This window comes from Lutibacter sp., from assembly GCF_033723435.1.
Taxonomy (GTDB): domain Bacteria; phylum Bacteroidota; class Bacteroidia; order Flavobacteriales; family Flavobacteriaceae; genus Lutibacter.
This window is the reverse complement of the sequence record NZ_JAWVXC010000001.1, coordinates 26,721-47,315: the sequence shown is the minus strand read 5'-3', so window position 1 is coordinate 47,315 and position 20,595 is coordinate 26,721. Positions and strand designations below refer to the sequence as shown.

At 28.8% G+C, this 20,595-nt stretch carries 17 protein-coding genes; 6 read left to right on the top strand and 11 right to left on the bottom strand.

All coding sequences use genetic code 11. From position 1 onward, the window contains the following. Positions 1 to 2,094, bottom strand: coding sequence for a phosphate acetyltransferase (gene pta / locus R3342_RS00220; RefSeq protein WP_318937507.1), 2,094 nt, complete (start codon positions 2,092 to 2,094; stop codon positions 1 to 3). A gap of 154 nt (positions 2,095 to 2,248) precedes the next feature. Between pta and hutI the strand changes: the two genes are divergently transcribed. Further along, positions 2,249 to 3,484 carry an imidazolonepropionase gene (gene hutI, locus R3342_RS00215; protein WP_318937506.1) on the top strand — a complete coding sequence of 412 codons (1,236 nt, stop codon included), beginning with the start codon at positions 2,249 to 2,251 and terminating at the stop codon, positions 3,482 to 3,484. On the opposite strand, the gene R3342_RS00210 is transcribed toward hutI, so the two are convergent. Further along, positions 3,481 to 5,937, bottom strand: coding sequence for a polysaccharide biosynthesis tyrosine autokinase (locus R3342_RS00210; RefSeq protein WP_318937504.1), 2,457 nt, complete (start codon positions 5,935 to 5,937; stop codon positions 3,481 to 3,483). The two genes, hutI and R3342_RS00210, sit on opposite strands and share 4 nt — an antisense overlap. Positions 5,938 to 5,946: 9 nt before the next feature. Next, positions 5,947 to 6,666, bottom strand: coding sequence for a polysaccharide biosynthesis/export family protein (locus R3342_RS00205; RefSeq protein WP_318937502.1), 720 nt, complete (start codon positions 6,664 to 6,666; stop codon positions 5,947 to 5,949). A gap of 154 nt (positions 6,667 to 6,820) precedes the next feature. Between R3342_RS00205 and R3342_RS00200 the strand changes: the two genes are divergently transcribed. The 5 genes from R3342_RS00200 to R3342_RS00180 all read left to right on the top strand — a co-directional run bounded on the left by R3342_RS00200 (position 6,821) and on the right by R3342_RS00180 (position 12,910). Continuing rightward, positions 6,821 to 7,597, top strand: a complete 777-nt coding sequence (locus tag R3342_RS00200) for a class I SAM-dependent methyltransferase (protein WP_318937500.1) — start codon at positions 6,821 to 6,823, stop codon at positions 7,595 to 7,597. A 29-nt stretch (positions 7,598 to 7,626) separates the two neighbouring features. Then, complete coding sequence (locus tag R3342_RS00195) at positions 7,627 to 8,199, top strand: cob(I)yrinic acid a,c-diamide adenosyltransferase (RefSeq protein WP_318937499.1); 573 nt, start codon at positions 7,627 to 7,629, stop codon at positions 8,197 to 8,199. 87 nt (positions 8,200 to 8,286) lie between these two features. Further along, positions 8,287 to 8,508: a DUF2795 domain-containing protein gene (locus tag R3342_RS00190; RefSeq protein ID WP_318937497.1), complete on the top strand. Its 222-nt coding sequence runs from the start codon at positions 8,287 to 8,289 to the stop codon at positions 8,506 to 8,508. Between the two features lie 168 nt (positions 8,509 to 8,676). Further along, positions 8,677 to 12,015, top strand: a complete 3,339-nt coding sequence (gene secA / locus R3342_RS00185) for a preprotein translocase subunit SecA (protein ID WP_318938158.1) — start codon at positions 8,677 to 8,679, stop codon at positions 12,013 to 12,015. Between the two features lie 46 nt (positions 12,016 to 12,061). Beyond that, positions 12,062 to 12,910 carry a YitT family protein gene (locus R3342_RS00180; protein WP_318937496.1) on the top strand — a complete coding sequence of 283 codons (849 nt, stop codon included), beginning with the start codon at positions 12,062 to 12,064 and terminating at the stop codon, positions 12,908 to 12,910. A 6-nt stretch (positions 12,911 to 12,916) separates the two neighbouring features. On the opposite strand, the gene ppk2 (R3342_RS00175) is transcribed toward R3342_RS00180, so the two are convergent. The 8 genes from ppk2 (R3342_RS00175) to ccoS all read right to left on the bottom strand — a co-directional run bounded on the left by ppk2 (R3342_RS00175) (position 12,917) and on the right by ccoS (position 20,571). After that, positions 12,917 to 13,708, bottom strand: coding sequence for a polyphosphate kinase 2 (gene ppk2, locus R3342_RS00175; RefSeq protein WP_318937495.1), 792 nt, complete (start codon positions 13,706 to 13,708; stop codon positions 12,917 to 12,919). Positions 13,709 to 13,710: 2 nt separating this feature from the next. After that, on the bottom strand, positions 13,711 to 14,568 hold the full coding sequence (gene ppk2 / locus R3342_RS00170) for a polyphosphate kinase 2 (RefSeq protein WP_318937494.1): 858 nt from the start codon (positions 14,566 to 14,568) through the stop codon (positions 13,711 to 13,713). A gap of 6 nt (positions 14,569 to 14,574) precedes the next feature. Continuing rightward, a complete protein-coding gene (locus R3342_RS00165) occupies positions 14,575 to 15,294 on the bottom strand; it encodes a sulfite exporter TauE/SafE family protein (RefSeq protein ID WP_318937492.1) in 720 nt (239 codons plus the stop codon). Positions 15,295 to 15,298: 4 nt separating this feature from the next. Continuing rightward, positions 15,299 to 15,751, bottom strand: coding sequence for a FixH family protein (locus R3342_RS00160; RefSeq protein WP_318937491.1), 453 nt, complete (start codon positions 15,749 to 15,751; stop codon positions 15,299 to 15,301). A 2-nt stretch (positions 15,752 to 15,753) separates the two neighbouring features. Beyond that, complete coding sequence (ccoG, locus tag R3342_RS00155; protein ID WP_318937489.1) at positions 15,754 to 17,178, bottom strand: cytochrome c oxidase accessory protein CcoG; 1,425 nt, start codon at positions 17,176 to 17,178, stop codon at positions 15,754 to 15,756. A 178-nt stretch (positions 17,179 to 17,356) separates the two neighbouring features. Further along, on the bottom strand, positions 17,357 to 18,001 hold the full coding sequence (locus R3342_RS00150; protein ID WP_318937487.1) for a cbb3-type cytochrome c oxidase N-terminal domain-containing protein: 645 nt from the start codon (positions 17,999 to 18,001) through the stop codon (positions 17,357 to 17,359). A 195-nt stretch (positions 18,002 to 18,196) separates the two neighbouring features. Then, positions 18,197 to 20,374, bottom strand: coding sequence for a cytochrome-c oxidase, cbb3-type subunit I (gene ccoN / locus R3342_RS00145; protein ID WP_318937485.1), 2,178 nt, complete (start codon positions 20,372 to 20,374; stop codon positions 18,197 to 18,199). Positions 20,375 to 20,400: 26 nt separating this feature from the next. Continuing rightward, positions 20,401 to 20,571 (bottom strand): cbb3-type cytochrome oxidase assembly protein CcoS, encoded by a 171-nt coding sequence (ccoS, locus tag R3342_RS00140; RefSeq protein WP_318937483.1) that lies wholly within the window; start codon positions 20,569 to 20,571, stop codon positions 20,401 to 20,403. Positions 20,572 to 20,595: the final 24 nt, after the last annotated feature.

The window sequence follows — 20,595 nt, the reverse complement described above, 5'->3', positions numbered from 1 at the left end:
TTAAATTCCTTGTGCTTGTATTGCTGTTAAAACAACTGTGTTAAAAATATCATCTATAGTACAACCTCTACTTAAATCGTTAACAGGTTTGTTTAAACCTTGTAACATAGGTCCAATTGCTAGTGCTCCTGTTTCTCTTTGTACTGCCTTATATGTGTTATTTCCTGTATTTAAATCTGGAAAAATTAAAACGTTTGCTTGTCCTGCTACTTCAGAATCTGGTAATTTACTTTTACCTACACTTAAATCTACAGCTGCATCATATTGAATTGGTCCTTCTACTTTTAAGTCTGGTCTCAATTTTTTAATAATTTCTGTAGCTTTTCTTACTCTATCTACATCTTCACCTTTACCAGAAGCTCCTGATGAATAAGACAACATCGCTATTTTAGGATCAATACCGAAGTTTATGCTTGAATTAGCAGAAGATATGGCAATTTCTGCTAATTGTTCTGCAGTAGGGTTTGGATTAATAGCACAATCTCCAAAAACAGAAACTCTATCATCTAAACACATAAAGAATATTGAAGAAACTACTGAAACTCCTGGTTTTGTTTTTACAAATTGTAATGCTGGTAAAATTGTATGCTGAGTTGTATGAGCAGCACCAGATACCATACCGTCAGCCAACCCTTTATGCACCATCATGGTTCCAAAATAAGAAACATCACACATTAAATCTTCCGCCATAGCCATAGTTAAACCTTTATGTTTTCTTAATTCAAATAATGAATTAACAAAATCTTGGTAGTGCTCAGATTCTCCTGTATTTACTATATTTATTTTCTCAATATTTGTTTTAATGTGAAGTCTTTTAAGTGCACTTTCAATTTTATCTCTTTTCCCTAAAATTGTTAAATCCACAATATCCATTTCAATCAACTTACAAGCTGCTGTAATTATTCTATCGTCATTACCTTCAGGCAATACAATGTGCTTTCTTACTTGCTTAGCTCGTTTAAGTAAATTATATTGGAACATTCTTGGCGTTATTCCTTCATTTGTAAATGAAATTAATCTCTCATTAAGTTTGTGAGATTCTACATATTTATCAAATGTATTTAATGACGTAATAATCTTCCTTTTGTTACTTGCATACATTTGAGCTCTAACTGAACCAATAATATTTGTGGCCTCAAAAGTTCCTTGTTCTGCAGAAATTATTGGCACTATTTGATTTAAACCATCAATTAATTTTACAATAGGTTCATCTGGTATAATTCCTCCTGTTAAAACAATTCCTGATATTGAAGGATAATTTGAAGATATATTTGCTTGTAATGCTCCTAATATTACATCAGCTCTGTCACCAGGAGTTATAATTAAACTATTTTCTTCTAAGTGAGTTAAATAATTACGTAACTGCATAGCTCCTACTTTATAATTTGCAGCTTGATTATTTAAATGATCCTTCCCAAAAAGTACTTTTGCATTTAAAGCTTTTGAAATTTCTTTTATAGTAGGATTATTTAAAGATGGAATTAACGGAATTACATTAACAAATACATTTTTTGGTAAATTTTTCTCTACTCCATTTTGTACAATTTCAATATTTTCTTCTTGTACTTTATTAGCAATAACGGCTAAAACTTCAACTTCTTTTTCTTTAAAAGAATCATACGCTAAATGTAATCCATTAATAAATTCATCTAAAGTTTTGCCTATTCCAGTAGAAACTATAATTGCTGGTATTCCTAAATTTTTTGCAAATAATATGTTTGCATCTAATTCAATCGCTGTTCCTTCTCCAGAAAAATCAGTGCCTTCAACTAGCATAAAGTCATACCTTTCCTCTAGCTTTTTGTACTTATCAATAATTATATCTAAAACTTCACCTTCTCTACCATCATTTCGTTTATTTATAAACTCAGTACGTGTTAATCCATAAGCTTCTTCTGGGTTTAAATCTAATTCAAAATGAGATATAATAGTTTTAATATGATTGTCTTTTTTCCCTTTTTTGACATCATCTATAATAGGTCTAAAATAACCTACTTTTGCTGTTTTACCAAGCATCATTCTCATTAAACCTAAGGTTACTAAAGATTTACCACTATGAGCTTCGCTTGTAGCAATGTATATCGCTTTATTCATTTTTTTATTTTTTTACAAAGATAATTCAATATTGGATGAAAACCTTAGCAATTACGGTAAAAAATAGTGACTAATGTCACTAAATCGTTATAGCCTTCAATACTTAAACCTTAAAAAAATAGATGTATATTTGAATACTTAATTTATGCTAAAAATGACAACTTTAATTACTAATATAAAAGAATTAATTCAGGTTGAATATTTTCCAAAACAAATGGTTGTTGGAAAACAAATGAAAGAGCTTCCGACTATTAAAAATGCATTCCTTTTAATTGAGAATAATTTAATCAAAGATTTTGGTTTAATGGAAAATATTCCTCAATTAAATGTAGATAAAACTATTAACGCAAAAGGAAAAATGGTTTTACCTGCTTGGTGCGATAGCCATACTCATTTGGTATTTTCAGGAAATAGAGAACAAGAATTTGTGGATAGAATAAATGGACTTAGTTATGAAGATATTGCAAAAAAAGGTGGAGGAATTCTAAATTCGGCTAAAAAACTACAAAACACTTCAGAAAATGATTTATACGAACAATCTGTAGTACGCATTAAAGAAGTTATGGAAATGGGAACTGGAGCTGTAGAAATAAAATCTGGTTACGGATTAAACAAAGAAGCTGAGTTAAAAATGTTAAGAGTAATTAAAAAATTACAACAAAATTTTCCAATAACCATAAAAGCAACATTTTTAGGAGCGCACGCTTTACCAATTGAATATAAAAATGATAAAAAAGGTTTTTTAAATTTAGTAATTGATGAAATATTGCCAGTTGTAGCAAAAGAAAACTTAGCTGATTTTATTGATATTTTTTGTGAAACTGGTTATTTTTCGGTTGCTGATACTGAAAAATTATTAGATGCTGCTGTAAAGCACAATTTAAAACCTAAAATTCATGTAAATCAATTTACAGCAATTGGTGGAGTTCAGGCTGGGATTAAATATAACGCCTTATCTGTTGATCATTTAGAAGAAATGAGAGATGAAGATATAAATAGTTTAAAAGACTCTAAAACTATGCCTGTTGCACTTCCTTCTTGTTCCTATTTTTTAAGTATACCTTATACTCCTGCTCGTAAAATGATAGATTCTGGATTACCTATAGCACTTGCTACAGATTATAATCCTGGTTCTACTCCATCAGGTAATATGAATTTTGTGATTTCTACTGCTTGCGTAAAAATGCATATGACTCCTGAAGAAGCAATAAATGCAGCAACCATAAATGGTGCTTATGCTATGGGAATTGAAAAAACTCATGGTAGTATTTGTAAAAACAAAAGAGCTAATTTTATTATTACACAACCAATACCAAGCTATAATTTTTTACCTTATTCCTTTGGAAATAATCTTATTGATAAAGTGTTTATTGAAGGAAATGAAATTTAGCTTTTCTTCTTTTTAAACCATTTCTTAAAAAATGATTGTTTTTCATTTTCGTGGTAACCATTTGAATATTTGCCGTAACCGTAGCCATATCCATAACCGTAGCCATAAGAATATCCGTATTTAGCTTTTACTTTAAAATCATTTAAAACAATACTAATATTTGAAATTTCTTCTTTCAAATACTTTTCATTAATCATTTTAAGCATTCCCTTTTGTGAATATCCATGTCTGGCAACATAAATTGTAGTATCTGCATATTTTAATAGTTCAATTGCATCACTAACTAAACCAATTGGTGGAGTATCTAAAATAATATATTCATAATCTTTCTTCAATTTATCAATCAGTTCGTCCATACTAGAATTGATTAATAATTCAGAAGGGTTTGGTGGTACTGGTCCAGAAGTAATTACATCTAGATTAGGTACTTTTGTTTTATGAATAATTGAAGGCAAATCAGAGTCATCAATTAAATAATTAACTACACCTTTTTTATTAGTAATTTCAAAATCACCAAATATTTTTGGTTTACGCAAATCTAATCCAACCAAAATTGTCTTTTTCCCTCCTAATGCAAATACCGTAGCCATATTTATAGATACAAAAGTTTTACCTTCTCCACTAACTGATGATGTTACTAAAATAGTTTTAGGTTTATCCTTTAAATCTCTTGAAATTAGAAATTGAATATTTGAACGTAAAGCTCTAAAAGATTCGGCAACTGTAGATTTTGGTTTTAAAAAAACTGCCAAATTATTATCTGCCATATTTTTCCCTAAAACTCCTAAAATTGGAATTGGAGAAATACGCTCAATATCTTCGGAAGTATTAATTTTATTATCAAAAATTTCCATTGCAATTATTACAAATAAAGGCAATATAATACCTAATAAAAGTGCAATCATATAATTAAAAGAAGTTCTTGGTAAAATATATCCTTGTCCTGTATCTTTTGCTGAATCTAACACTGTAATATCCGATACACTTGCAGCAATTGCAATTGCTGCTTCATATCTTTTTTGCATTAAAAAAACTACATTAGATTCTGTTAAACTATACTTTCGTTGATAGTTTAATAACTTCTGCTCTTTGTTTGGTAATTTATTTAATTTATAATTATAAGAGCTTAATCGCTTTTTACTATTATCCAAGCTAACGTTAATAGTAGTAATTAACGATGAAATATTTTCTAATAAAACTTTTCTTGTAGTTTCAATTTCATGACTTGCCAATTTTAATGAAGGATGATTAGCGGTAACTTCATTTGCAAGTTGTTCCTTTTTAACAGACAATTCTGTTAATTTACCAACCATTTCAGCAATAGAAGCATCATCTACATTTATAATTGCAGGCGCTGGTATTTTTGCATAATTTGTATGCGTTTTTATATAATTTTCTAATTGTTTTAAATATTGAATTTTATCTGTGAGTTCTTTTTGAACCTTATCTAAACCTGTAGTTTGTGAAAATATTTCAACTCCTTGGGCAGATAAATCGTAAATAGAATTTCTCTTTTTAAATTTACCTATATTATCTTCAATTAGTTTTAAACTATCTGAAGTATTTTTGAATTGTTCATCAATAAATCTTTTGGTGCTTCGTGCATAATCTGTTTTTTCTGCAAGTTGATCTTTTGCTAAAACCTCTACAGTTTTATTTAAAAAATCTACTATTTTATGTTTGTTAGCTCCTGTTAATGAAACTTCAATTAACGAAGTTCCCGATAAACCCTTTGCTCCAATATTTTTATAATTATTAGTAACCTGATTTATTGATTTTAATTGAACATAATACGTTTTTCCAGACAAATTATTTTCGGGATTTTTCTTTATAATTTCTCCCTTTAAAAATGGCTCATTTATATATTCATTAACTGCATATTTTTTTGAAAAACTATTATTTTCAGGTGTAAATTTTTTAATTGATTCATTAGTATAATTCATCAATTTATACTTAGAATCCTCATTGAAATCAACTGAAATAGTAAAATTATCGTTATCAATAAATGTAATTTTTATAAAATTATTTAATAACTGATATTGGTTAACTTGTAATTTTATTCCAAATGGATTTTTGCCATAAATATCCTCTTTTCTAAATTTACCATCTACATAATAATCTATATATAATTTAAGTTGTTTAACTACTTTTTCATTATGAGATCTTGATGTTAACGTTTTTCTGATATTTTCAACTTTATCACTAACTCCACCCCAATTAAAAGCAATATTAGTACCAGTTGCAAATAATGGATTTTGCTTTTCTTTTACAGCAATTGTTGTTTTTAATCCATAAATTTTTTGAGTAGAAATATTAAAGAAATAAGCAATTGCCAATGCAATTCCAATAGCTAATACAAACCATTTCCAATTAGCTAACACTCTAAATAAATAGTCTTTAATATCGGTAATTTGTTCGTTTGCTTTTTCTGTAAAATTAAATTGTTTATTCATCACAAACTGTTATAAGTTTTTAACTAATAAAACCGAACTTACTATAAAAGATAACACCGTAACTACTGTTGAAAATGTTTGGAATCCAGTAGTTCCTGTGCCCCAAGATTTCTGTTTTAGTGGAGCTACATATATAATATCATTAGGTTGTATGTAAAAATATTTTGAATTAAACACATCAACACTAGTCAAATCTAAATGGTATTTTTGGACTCCATCAATAGTTTTTCTAATAATAGTTACATCACTTCTATTACCAAGTTGTGTTATTTCTCCTGCATTTGCAATAGCATCAACTATTGAAACTTGATTTTGCATTAAATTAATAGTTCCTGGCGAACCTACTTCTCCAGTAACCACAAATTTAATTCCAGCTAATTTTACAGTAACAAAAATTAATTCTGGATTTTTAAAAAACTTACCTAATTCTTCTTCAATTTTTTCACGAACTTCTTTAGTTGTGTAACCTAAAACATTTATTTCACCAATGTATGGAATTCTTATATTTCCATGTCTATCAATGGTATAACCATTAAAATACAAAGCATCTCCTTTACCACTAGTTGCATTTCCCGATTTACTTTCCACATTTTTAAATACAGAAACAATTTTAGGATTATCTGCTTTTATATCAATGTACAAAATGTCATTAACTTGTAATCGATATGGTTGATTATTTAATTTATAAATTTCAGATTTTTTAACTGGATTTCCTTGAAAATAAGTCATTTGTTTTGTCGTAACGCACGATGTAGACAGACTTATAATTAAAAGGTATATTAAATATTTGTTCATAAAATTTTATTGAAGGTAAGGCAAATATAATTTTAAATGACCTATTAAAATAATTTTTCTTTTAATTTCGCATTTAAATATACTAATAATGTGGTTTAAAATTAAACTATATATTCTTTTTTTATTCAAATCTACTAACAAGCATGGAGTACATTCTCCATTTGTTTTTCATTTGATTACCAAATGTTTTAATCGTAAAACTGATTTATCACAAAAAAATAAATTTATTAAGGTAAAAAAATGGCTTTTAAAAGATGAAACAATACTAAATGTTACAGACTTTGGAAGTGGTTCGAAAGTATTTAAAATGAATGAACGAAAAGTTTCTGATATATCAAAAGTTGCTGGAATAAGAACTAAAAACGGTCTTTTATTAATTAGATTAATAGATTATTTCAAACCTAAATCTATTTTAGAAATAGGAACATCCGTAGGATTAAGTAGTACAGCATTAAGTATTGGAAATTCAAATGCAAAAATTATTAGTTTAGAAGGTTGCCCAAATACAGCCAATTATGCGACACAATTATTTGAAAGATTTAATTTATCTAATATTGAAGTAGTTACAGGAGAATTTAACCAAACACTTCCTAATATAATTCATAATAAATCTTTTGATTTCATATATTTTGATGGCAATCATACTCAAAAAGCTACTTTAAACTACTTTACAAAATGCTTAAAAACTACTCATAACAATTCTATTTTTATTTTTGATGATATTAATTTATCCAAAGAAATGCACCAAGCTTGGAATATAATAAAAGAGCATCCTAAAGTTACGGTTACTATAAATACTTTTTACTGGGGAATTGTATTTTTTAGAAAGGAACAAAACAAACAACATTTTACAATACGCTTATAAATTAGTTAATATTTATTTAAATTTACCTTATGAAAATTTACACAAAAACTGGAGATAAAGGAAAAACATCTCTTTTTGGAGGAGAAAGAGTTCCAAAACATCATATTAGAATTGAGGCTTATGGCACCGCTGACGAATTAAACTCATTTATAGGCTTAATTAAAGACCAAAAAATTGATGAAGACACAAAAAAAAACTTATTAAAAATTCAGACAGAATTATTCACTTTAGGAGCAATGTTAGCAACGCCTCCTAGCAAGGAAAAATTAAAAAGCGGAAAAGACCGTCTTAATATACCTAAACTTAACAGTAATGCCATTGCTTTTCTTGAAAATGAAATGGATGTCATAAATGAAAATCTACCACCAATGACACATTTTATTTTACCAGGAGGTCATCCGGTAGTTTCCTATTGCCACATTGCAAGATCCGTTTGTAGAAGGGCCGAACGAATTTGTACTTTATTAAATGAAGAGTCTCCAATTAACGAATTAATTATCATTTATTTAAATAGATTATCCGATTATCTATTCACTTTAGCTAGAAAATTTTCAAACGATTTTAAAGTAGAGGAAATAAAATGGGTTCCAGAAAGATATTAAATGTTATTATTTAATTAAAAATCAAAAAAAAACTTGTTTTATTAAGTAAAAAAATTATTTTTGCAAAAAAATTAATACTAGAAAATTATGTATTGGACTTTAGAATTGGCATCTTATTTAGCAGATGCACCATGGCCAGCAAAAAAAGATGAATTGATTGATTATGCTATAAGAACTGGAGCTCCATTAGAAGTTGTTGAAAATCTACAAGATATTGAAGATGAGGATGAAAATTTTGATTCAATTCTTGAAATTTGGCCAGATTATCCTTCACAAGAAGATTATCTTTGGAATGAGGATGAATACTAATAAACTTAAAAAATCTAAAAAAGTCTCAAACGAGGCTTTTTTTTTGTTTAAAAGATATATTTTTGAACAAAATTTTAACACTTATCCAGTTAAAATATTTTAAATTCGTGCACAAATCCATTATCTATTAAAAATGGATCATAAAATATAACATTGAGAAAAAAAGATATGAGTATTATAAATTCAGTATTGAAAGTATTTGTTGGTGATAAAAAGAAAAAGGACTTAAAAATACTTCTACCAATTGTTGAAAAAGTTAGAGCTTTTGAACAGGAAATGAACAATTTATCTAACGATGAACTAAGAGCTAAAACTGCTTATTTTAAACAAAAAATTTCAGATGGAATTAGTGAGTTTAAACAAAAAATTAATGATTTAGAAGAAGAATCTAAAACAGCAAACATAGATAGAAAAGAAGAAATTTATGATGAAATTGATGATTTAACAGATAAATCTTACAAAGTTTCCGAAACTATTCTTGAAGAAATTATGCCAGAAGCTTTTGCTGTTGTAAAAGAAACTGCAAAACGTTTTACCGAAAATAAATCTATTACCGTTACAACAACAGCATTTGATAGAGAACTTTCTGCCATTAGAAATCAAGTTACATTAAATGGCGATAAAACAGAGTGGGCAAATAATTGGGATGCTCAAGGTATGGAAATAACTTGGGATATGATTCACTACGATGTCCAATTAATTGGAGGTTCAGTTCTACATCAAGGTAAAATTGCAGAAATGATGACAGGTGAAGGTAAAACTCTAGTTTCTACTTTGCCAGTTTATCTAAATGCTTTAACTGGAAATGGAGTTCATGTAGTTACTGTAAATGATTATTTAGCAAAACGTGATGCCGCTTGGATGGGGCCTATATTTGAATTTCATGGTTTAAGTGTAGATTGTATTGATTTACATCAACCAAATTCTGATGAAAGACGCAAAGCATATAATTCAGACATTACTTATGGCACAAACAACGAATTTGGTTTTGATTATTTACGTGATAATATGGCGCATTCGCCAAACGACTTAGTACAAAGACCACATAATTATGCCATTGTAGATGAGGTCGATTCTGTTTTAGTTGATGATGCAAGAACTCCATTAATTATTTCTGGTGCAACTGCTCATGCTGACAGACACGAATTTAACGAGCTTAAACCTAGCGTTGATAAAATTGTAAACACACAAAAAAACCATTTAATTGGCGTACTAGCTGAAGCTAAAAAATTAATTCAAGAAGGAAATACTAAAGAAGGTGGTTTCTTATTACTACGAGTTTATAGAGGATTACCTAAAAGTAAAGCTTTAATTAAATATTTAAGTCAAGAAGGTATAAAACAACTGTTACAAAAAACAGAAAATTTTTATATGCAAGACAATAATAGGGAAATGCCTAAAGTAGACAAAGACCTATATTTTGTAATTGACGAAAAAAATAATTCTATTGAACTTACAGATAAAGGAATTACATTCTTATCAAGTGATGATATGGATAATGATTTCTTTATACTTCCAGATTTAAGTATGGAGATTCATAAAATTGAAAATGAATCGGATTCTCCTGATGATATAGCTACAAAAAAAGAAGAATTATATCGCGATTATAGTTTAAAAAGTGAGCGAATTCATACTATGAATCAACTATTAAAAGCATATACCCTATTTGAAAAAGATGTGGAATATGTTATAATGGAAGATAAAATAAAAATTGTGGACGAGCAAACTGGACGTATTATGGAAGGAAGACGTTATTCTGATGGTTTGCATCAAGCAATTGAAGCCAAAGAAAACGTAAAAATTGAAGATGCTACACAAACTTATGCAACTATAACACTTCAAAATTATTTTAGAATGTACCGTAAATTATCTGGTATGACAGGTACTGCGGTTACAGAAGCTGGTGAATTTTGGGAAATTTACAAATTAGATGTAGTTGAAGTTCCTACTAACAAACCTTTAATTAGAAATGATAAAGAAGATTTAGTTTATAAAACAAAACGTGAAAAATACAATGCAGTAATTAATGAAATTGAAAAACTGGTAAATCAAGGACGTCCTGTTTTAGTTGGTACAACTTCTGTAGAAATTTCTGAATTATTAAGTAGAATGCTTAATATTAAGAAAATTCAACATAATGTATTGAATGCGAAACTTCATAAAAAAGAAGCAGATATTGTTGCTGAAGCTGGGAAATCGGGTGTGGTAACTATTGCAACAAATATGGCTGGTCGTGGTACAGATATTAAATTATCCGACGATGTTAAAAAAGCTGGAGGTTTAGCAATTATTGGTACAGAACGTCATGATTCTAGACGAGTTGACCGTCAGTTACGTGGTCGTGCTGGTCGTCAAGGAGATCCAGGTTCATCACAATTTTACGTTTCGTTAGAAGATAATTTAATGCGTTTATTTGGTTCGGAAAGAATTGCCAAAATGATGGATAGAATGGGATTAAAAGAAGGTGAAGTAATTCAACATTCTATGATATCTAAATCTATTGAACGTGCGCAACAAAAAGTAGAAGAAAACAACTTTGGTGTTCGTAAACGATTATTAGAATATGATGATGTTATGAACTCGCAACGTGAAGTAGTTTACAAACGCAGAAAACATGCTTTATACGGTTCTAGATTAAAAGTAGATATTGTAAATATGATTTACGATACTTGTAATTTATTGGTTCGTGAAAATAAAGGAACAAATGATTACAAGAATTTTGAATATGAACTAATTAGATTTTCAACTACTACCTCTCCATTTACAGAAGACGATTTTAAAACACTGTCTGAACAAGAACTAACAGATCAATTATTTGATGTAGTTTACAAACATTATAAAAATAAATTAGAGCGAAGTGCTAAAATGGCTTTTCCTGTAATTAAAGATGTTTACGAAAACCAAGGAGATAAATACGAACGTATTGTGGTTCCTTTTACAGATGGTAGCAAAGAACTTAAAGTTATAACCAATTTAAAAGAAGCATACGAATCTGAAGGAAAAGAATTGGTTACCGATTTTGAAAAAAATATAACACTTGCTATTATTGATGATACTTGGAAGGACCATTTACGTCAAATGGATGAATTAAAGCAATCTGTTCAAAATGCTACATACGAACAAAAAGATCCTTTATTAATTTACAAATTTGAATCTTTTGAGCTATTTAATTCAATGCTTGATACAGTTAATAAAGATGTGTTATCCTTCTTATTTAAAGGTGAATTACCATCTAATGACGCAAACCAAGTTTCTCAAGCTCAAGAGCGAAAACGTGAAAATGTAAAATTGACCAAAGAAGATTATAGTAACATATCTGAAAATACGCAAACTAATCAAACTCAACAACCACAAGTGGTAGAAACTATTGTTAGAACTGAGCGTAAAATTGGAAGAAATGAGCATGTTACTATAAAAAATATTATGTCAGGCGAAAACAAATCCTTAAAGTATAAACAAGCTATTCCGTTAATACAAAAAGGAGAATGGGTTTTAGTTGACGAATAAGTTTTGTTAAAATCTAAAACTTATTTCGCATAACTAAATAGAAAATATGCAAACTTTAAAAAAAGAGTTTATCAATTACTCTTTTATTATAATTGGTAGCTTTATTACATCAGTTGGAGTTGTTGGCTTTTTAATACCCAATAAAATTGTAACTGGTGGTACTGCTGGTTTATCCATAGTATTTCACTATTTATTCAATTTACCAACAGGAGTTTTAATGTTTTTGATAAACTTTCCTTTATTATTAATTAGTATTAAATATTTAGGGAAAAAATTTGCAATTAGAACTGTTGTAACTATTATTCTTTTATCCGTTTTTATTGATTTATTAGCCGAACTTATACATTTTCCTATTTTAAGTACAAATACACTATTAGCTACTATTTATGGTGGAATTGGTGTTGGCGTAGGCTTAGGATTAATTTTTAAAGGAGATTCTTCTGCTGGTGGAAGTACAATTATTGCAAAATTAGTAACTTCTAAAACAGGTTTTAAATCTGGTAGTGTAATCTTATTTTTAGATATTATAGTTGTTATTTCTGCGGGAATAGTTTTTAAAAATATTGAATTAGCTCTTTGGAGTATGATAAGTATTTTTGTGGCTTCAAAATTTATTGATTTAGTATTAACTGGAATAAAACAAAATAAAATAGTTCATATTTCTTCCACCAATTTAGAAGATTTAAAACATACTATTACAACCGAAATGGGAATTACAGGCACTTTAATTAAAGGGGATGATTTACATTTTGACCACAGTAGAAATATTATTTTTCTATCAATTAATAAAAATAGAATTATTGCCCTTAAAAACCTTGTAGAAGAGCACGATAAAAATGCTTATATGATTGTTTTAGAAGCTACAGAATTGTTGGGTACAAGTAGAAAATTATAAGAAACTCTATACTTTTAATTTTTTATCGTAAGGAATACTTTCTAATATGTGGTTTATTGCTGCAACTCTAGCGTAAGTTTTTCGGTTAGCTCTAATAATTTTCCAAGGAACTCCTCCACCTTCACTAGTTTTTTCAAACATTCTTTGTTTATATTCCGTATACACATCCCATAATTCCTGAGCTCTTTCATCAACATCAGTCATTTTCCATTGTTTTAATGGATCTTTTTTTATTTCTTCAAAACGTTTTGCTTGTTCTTTTTTTGAAATAGACATGTAAATTTTAACCAATCTAATTCCCGATTCTGTTATCATACGCTCAAAATCATTAACCTGATTCATAAATGTAGTGTATTGATGTTGTGTACAAAATCCGTTTACAGGCTCAACTACTGCTCTATTATACCAGCTTCTATCGAAAAAAACCATTTCTCCTGCAGCAGGAAATTGTTTTACATATCGTTGAAAATACCATTGAGTTTGTTCTAATTCTGTAGGCTTAGGTAAAGCAATAATTCTAAAAAGACGCGGGTTAATTCGTTCTGTAATTCTTCTAATAGCTCCGCCTTTTCCAGCAGCATCTCTCCCTTCAAAAATTACAATTATACGCTCATTTTCTTTAATTGCCCAAGTTTGTAATCTAACCAATTCAACCTGTAATTTTTTTAATCTTTTTTCGTATTTAACATACCTAACCGCTTTTTCTAAATTATACGGTTCTTTAGAAAGTAAGGCTACCAAACCTTTGTTGGTATTTAAAATATCAACGTCTTTTTGTTTTAATTTAAAAGAATCCATAATTAATCTAATTGTTTTGATGAACGATGATATCTCATAATAATATTTGGATCTGGAAATAATGTAGTCATAGCTTTACTTTTTCCTTCGTATTCAAATTGTGATAAAACATAACGAATACATTCTAACCTCGCAGTTTTTTTATCGTTTGCTTTTACAATAATCCAAGGGCTATAACTTGTATGCGTTTTACTAAACATTTGGTTTTTGTAATGCGTATATTTATCCCAATATTCTTGCCCTTTTTGATCAACAGGACTAAATTTCCAACGTTTTAAAGGTGTTTTTAATCTTGAATTAAATCTATTTAATTGTTCATCTTTTGAAATAGAAAACCAAAATTTTATGATGGTAACTCCATCTTCATAAAGCATATGTTCAAACTCTGGTACTTGTAACATAAATTTATCGTATTGTAAATCGTTACAAAACCCCATAACAGGTTCAACAACTGCTCTATTATACCAGCTTCTATCAAAAAAAACAATTTCACCTGGATTTGGTAATTTTCTAATATAACGTCTAAAATACCACTGACCTCTTTCAATATCAGTTGGTTTATTTAAGGCTACTAAACGCATTGAACGAGGATTTAAATGCTCCGTAAAACGTCTAATATTACCACCTTTTCCTGCAGCATCTCTTCCTTCAAAAATAATAGCTACTCTTTTTTTATTTTTAGCAACCCACTTTTGAAGTCTTATCAATTCAATTTGCAGTTTACGCAACTCTTCTTCATAAAATAGCTTTTCTTCAACTTTATTAAAAGGTATATTTTTCTGCTCAATTATTTCTAATAATTCTTTATTAGATTTAATTTTTTTAAAATCTTCAATGGTTAAAGTTGGTTGCACACCCATGGATTACTAATTTTTATCTATAGTTACACATTCTACTGGATTGCTCGATAATTGCAATTTAGCATCTGGAGGAGAAATATAAGGAATTCCTAATCCTAATCCACGCAAAATAAATAATAATCCGATAATAATTACTAAAATTGGTATAATTTTTTGAATTTTATTTCTAATAGATACATTAATAAAATTTCCTAAAAGTATTGCTCCGCTCATCATTGGTATTGTACCTAAACCAAATACTGCCATATATAATCCTCCTTGAAAAGCATTTCCTGTTGAAATTGCTCCAATTAAAGCCATATACACTAATCCACAAGGCAAAAAGCCATTTAAAAACCCTATAGTAAAAAGAGCTTTATTAGATTTTTTATTTAAATACAAAGCTAAATTTTGTTTGAGCTTTCCAATTAGTTTATATAAAGGTTTTGAAAAATTAAATTTATTAAAAATTCTTACAGGAATTATAACCGTTAGTATCATTATAACACCCATTAAAATAGATAAGTTTTGCTGAAAACCAGCTAAATATAATCCTTTTCCTAAAAAGCCAAATAAAATTCCAATTATTGCATAACTTATTAAACGTCCAAAATGATATAAAAATGTTTGGATAAAAGTTTTTGCTACTGAAGATTTATCTATAGGCAGTATAAAAGCTATTGGACCGCACATACCAATACAGTGAAAACTTCCTGCGAGTCCTAATATTAATGCTGTCCAAAGCATATTGTTAATAGCTTAATGTTTGTTTTAATAAAAAGGTTTGTTTGCCTACATACCAATCAATTTTAACATCCCAGATTCCTTCAACCAATTTATCATTACCTATCATAAACTCATTTTCAGTTAAATTAATTGGTATTTGAAAATCAAGTTTATTATTTGATGGTCTCTGAAAATTAATTGTTCCTTTTATATCTGAGGCCTTAAATTCAGTAGGAAATTTAATTAACAAACCATTATTTTTGTGTTCAACAACTATATTTTGTTTTAGATTAGAAGCTCTTTCTAATTTATCAATCTCTGTTTGGTAATTTAATTCATCTTTATAATAATGTTCGGACACTAAATGATGATCGTATTTTTTTACAAAAGTTGCTTTATAAACATACGATAAAATAAATATCATAAACGATGCCAACGCCAGAATAATTCCCATTGGCCAAGTAAATTTAATTTTCATAATTATTTAATAATTAAAGGTCCTGTAAAGTTAGTGGTTGTTTTTGCTATTAATTTTCCATCAGAATAAATACCTAATTTTAACTTTACTTTAGAAGATTTTAAATCTGATTTATTAATTTCAATAAATAATGTTCCATCGGTTAATCCCTGCTTTTTAATAGATAAATCACCTCCTACCATGATAACTTTTCCTTTATGAGATAATAATTTAACATCTACATTATTAATTGCTTTTGTTGTTTTATTAATAAGCGTAATTGTAAAAACGTTTTTTATTGTATTCTCTGTCGATTGAAAAGTTTGACCTGGCAATCTTAAAACCGTTGCCTCAACATCAGTCCTTAAAAACAACATGGTTACTAAAATACCAAATAAAATAGTTAAAACTGCTGTATATGCAATTAATCTTGCATTGAATTTAAATTTTTCTTTTTTCTCAATTTCATCTTCCGATGCATATCTAATTAATCCTCTGTCAAATCCTGCTTTATCCATTATATTATCACAAGCATCAATACAGGCTGTACAATTAATACATTCTAATTGTGTACCATTTCTAATATCAATACCTGTAGGACAAACTTGTACACATTGCTTACAATCAATACAATCTCCGTTTCCTAACTCTTCTCTATTTTCATTTTTACGTAAAGGTTTTCTTCCATTTTCTCCTTCACCTCTCACAAAATCATAAGCAACATTAATAGATTTGTTATCTAATAAAACGCCTTGTAACCTTCCATATGGACAAACAATAATACAAACTTGTTCTCTAAACCAAGCAAAAACAAAGTAAAATACCCCAGTAAATACTAACAATTTAATTAAAGTTCCTAAATGGTTTGATGGTCCTTCTAATATGTATTTTATAACTACATCTGAGCCAACTAAATAGGAAAGAAAAACATTAGATATTAAAAAAGATAAGATGAAAAATATACTCCATTTTAATGCTCTTTTAGTTATTTTTTCAGCATCCCAAGCTTGTTTAGAAAGTTTTATTTGTTTAGATCGGTCACCATCAATAAGGTATTCGATTTTTCTGAAAATCATTTCTAGAAATATGGTTTGTGGGCACATCCATCCGCAAAATATTCTACCAAATATTACAGTAAACAGAATTATAAAAACTATACTAACTAGCATAGAAATAACTAATAAATAGAAATCTTGAGGCCAAAAAGGAAAACCAAAAATATTAAATTTTCTATCTAATACATCAAATAATAAAAACTGATTACCTTTAACTTTAATAAAAGGAGCTGCTATAAAAAACACAAGTAATACCCAGCTAACTATAGTTCTATAATTATAATAACGTCCTTTTGGTTTTTTAGGGTGAATAAAATTTCGTGTTCCACTATCTGTGATTGTTCCTATAGAATCTCTAAATTTTTCTTTATTAGGATTATTTTCGCTTTGCATTATTTTTAATATTTTTTAATTGCCTTACCTGAATTGTAAAATTAATATTATATGCCTTATCGAACGATACATTTGTAACAAAAAATGAATTAAAATTTTCATTATTTACTTAAAATCAATAAAATACCGCAAATTTTAAAATTAAAAATTTGCGGTATTGTTTAATTATAATTTACTCTTATTTTTCAGGCCAAATAATATCACCTTGAGGTGCTTTTGGTGCTGCAGGAGTAGTTCCTTGCATTGAAATTATATAACTAGCTAACTGCTGACGTTCTAATTTGCTAATAGTAGCTTCCCAAGCAACCATACCTTTTCCAGGTCTTCCTCCTTTAGAAATAGTATGGAAAATATTTTTAATTCCTCCTCCTAAAATCCAATGATTATCTGTTAAGTTAGGTCCAATACCTCCGCCTAAATCTGCAGCATGACAAGCAAAACAAGTTTTTGAAGTAAACAATGCTTTCCCTTTAGCTATATTTTCAGCATCTGTAAATGCTGTAATATTTTCAGTGCTAAACAGCTCTGGGTGCTCTGATTTATAAGTTTCTACTTGTTTTTTAGCAGTTGCCAACTCATCTTTTAATTCATCAAATTGATTGTATTTATTAAATCCTATTACCATAATAGAATAAAACACACCAATAGCTATAGTAATATAAAATCCTGCTTTCCACCATGGTGGCAATACATTATCTAGTTCTTTAATTCCATCATAGTCATGATCTAACATTACATCTTCTTCTTTTCCAAGTTCGTTGGCTTTAGTCATAGACTTTAAAAACCTTTGCCAACCTGATATATTTTCTGATTTTTTATTCATGATTATCCTCTTTATTTTTTGTGTCGTCTTCTAATGGTAAATGGCTTACTTCGTCTATTCTTTTTTTAGAAATATTCATAACAATAATAAACATAGTTACAAATACGATAAAAAATAGTACCAATGAAATAATCGGGTATATTTCTACACCATCCATTCCATCAAAATTGTGTCTAATAAATTTTAACATTTTAATTATTTTATTGCTGTAGCAGTATTACTATCAACTTTAATATCTGTTCCCAAACGTTGTAGATAGGCTATTAATGCTACTATTTCTTTATTTTGAATATTACTATCTCCAAAGTTTTTAACAAATTCTGGATCTTGTCTTAAATTCGTTTCAATTGTATTAGCTTGCTCAACAATACTTTGTTTAGCATTTGCTATTTCTTTATCCGAATAAGGTACACCTAAGGTAACTAAACCTTTCATTTTGGCTTCTATATCTGAAGCGTTTAAATCATTTTTAATAATCCAAGTATAACGAGGCATTATTGAACCTGGTGATGTAGATCTTGGATCCATCATATGATTAAAATGCCAGTTATCGTTATATTTTCCTCCAATTCTATGTAAATCTGGTCCTGTTCTACGTGAACCCCATAAGAATGGATGATCGTAAACAAATTCACCTGCTTTAGAATATTCTCCATAACGTGCTACTTCTGAACGGAATGGACGAATCATTTGAGAGTGACAGTTATTACAACCTTCCCTCATATATATATCTCTACCTTCCAATTCTAGTGGAGTATATGGTTTTACACTTGCTATTGTTGGTACATTTGATTTTACTAATATCAATGGTACAATTTCAACCATACCACCAATTAAAATAGCAACTGTTGTTAAAATAGAGAATAAAACCGTTCTTCTTTCTAACCAAGTATGCCAAGCTTCTCCTGCAATTCTTTTTCCACTAATTTTTTTCAACGGAGCAGCTTCTGCTAACTCATCTTCAACAGCGGAACCTGCTTTAGCAGTTTTAATAATATTATAAGCTAATAAAATGAAACCTGTTAAATATAAAGTACCTCCAACAGCACGCATTGCATACATTGGAATAATTTTAGTAACAGTTTCTAAGAAATTACCATAAACTAAAGTTCCATCAGGATTAAATTCTTTCCACATTAATGCTTGTGTGAATCCAGCAACATATAATGGAATTGCGTAAAATAAAATTCCTAATGTTCCTATCCAAAAATGAACATTTGCTAATTTTTGCGAATACAATTCGGTTTTCCAAAGTTTTGTAGCTAGCCAATATATCATACCAGCAATTAAAAAACCATTCCAAGCTAAAGCTCCAATATGTACGTGACCAATTATCCAGTCTGTATAATGCCCAATTGCATTTACATTTTTAAAAGATAACATTGGCCCTTCAAAAGTTGCCATTCCATATCCTGTAATTGCAACTACAAAGAATTTTAAAACTGGATCTTCACGAACCTTATCCCAAGCACCTCTTAACGTTAACAAACCATTAATCATACCTCCCCAAGATGGGAAAATTAACATTACTGAAAATACAGTACCTAAGTTTTGAGCCCAACCAGGTAATGCAGTATATAATAAATGGTGAGGACCCGCCCATATATAAATGAATATTAAAGACCAAAAGTGAACTATAGAAAGTCTATACGAGTAAACTGGCCTATTAGCGACTTTAGGTACAAAGTAATACATCAACCCTAAAATTGGTGTTGTCAAGAAAAATGCTACTGCATTATGCCCATACCACCACTGTACCATTGCATCTTGAACCCCTGCATAAACAGAGTAACTTTTAAAAGCTGTAACAGGTAATTCTAAATTATTAAATATATAAAGAACAGCAATTGTAACTAGTGTAGCAATGTAAAACCAAATAGCTACATAAATATGTCGTTGTCTTCTTTTTAAGATTGTACCAATAAGGTTAATACCAAATACTACCCATACTAAAACTACTGCTATATCTATAGGCCATTCTAATTCGGCGTATTCTTTAGTTGAAGTAAAACCTAGTGGTAATGTAATAGCCGCAGCCACAATTATTAATTGCCATCCCCAAAAATTAATTCTACTTAAATTATCATTAAACATCCTGGTTTTTAACAATCGTTGTGTGGAATAATATACACCTGTAAAAATTCCATTACCCACAAAAGCAAAAATAACGGCATTTGTATGTAATGGACGTAAACGCCCAAAACTTAGCCATGAAATTGCATTGTCTGAACCAGCAAATTCTAATAATCCGGGAAATACAAATAGCAATGCTACTGTAAGCCCAACTAACATACCTACAATTCCCCAAAGAATTGTAGCTGATAGAAACATTTTAACGATCTTATTATCGTAATAAAACTGTTCTTTTTCCATACTTAATTATTTATTTATTATTTTGGTTAATTATGTTCTTCTTTTTTATCATTAACTAGTTCGTCATCAAATAGCATTCGTACCGATGGCGTATAAGTATCCTCGTATTGTCCAGATTTTATGGCTTTTATGAAAATTATTAGAAAAAAGATAGCAACAACAACGCTAACGCCTATAGTAATGTAGACAACTTCCATTTGGTTACTAGTTTAATTTTTTTA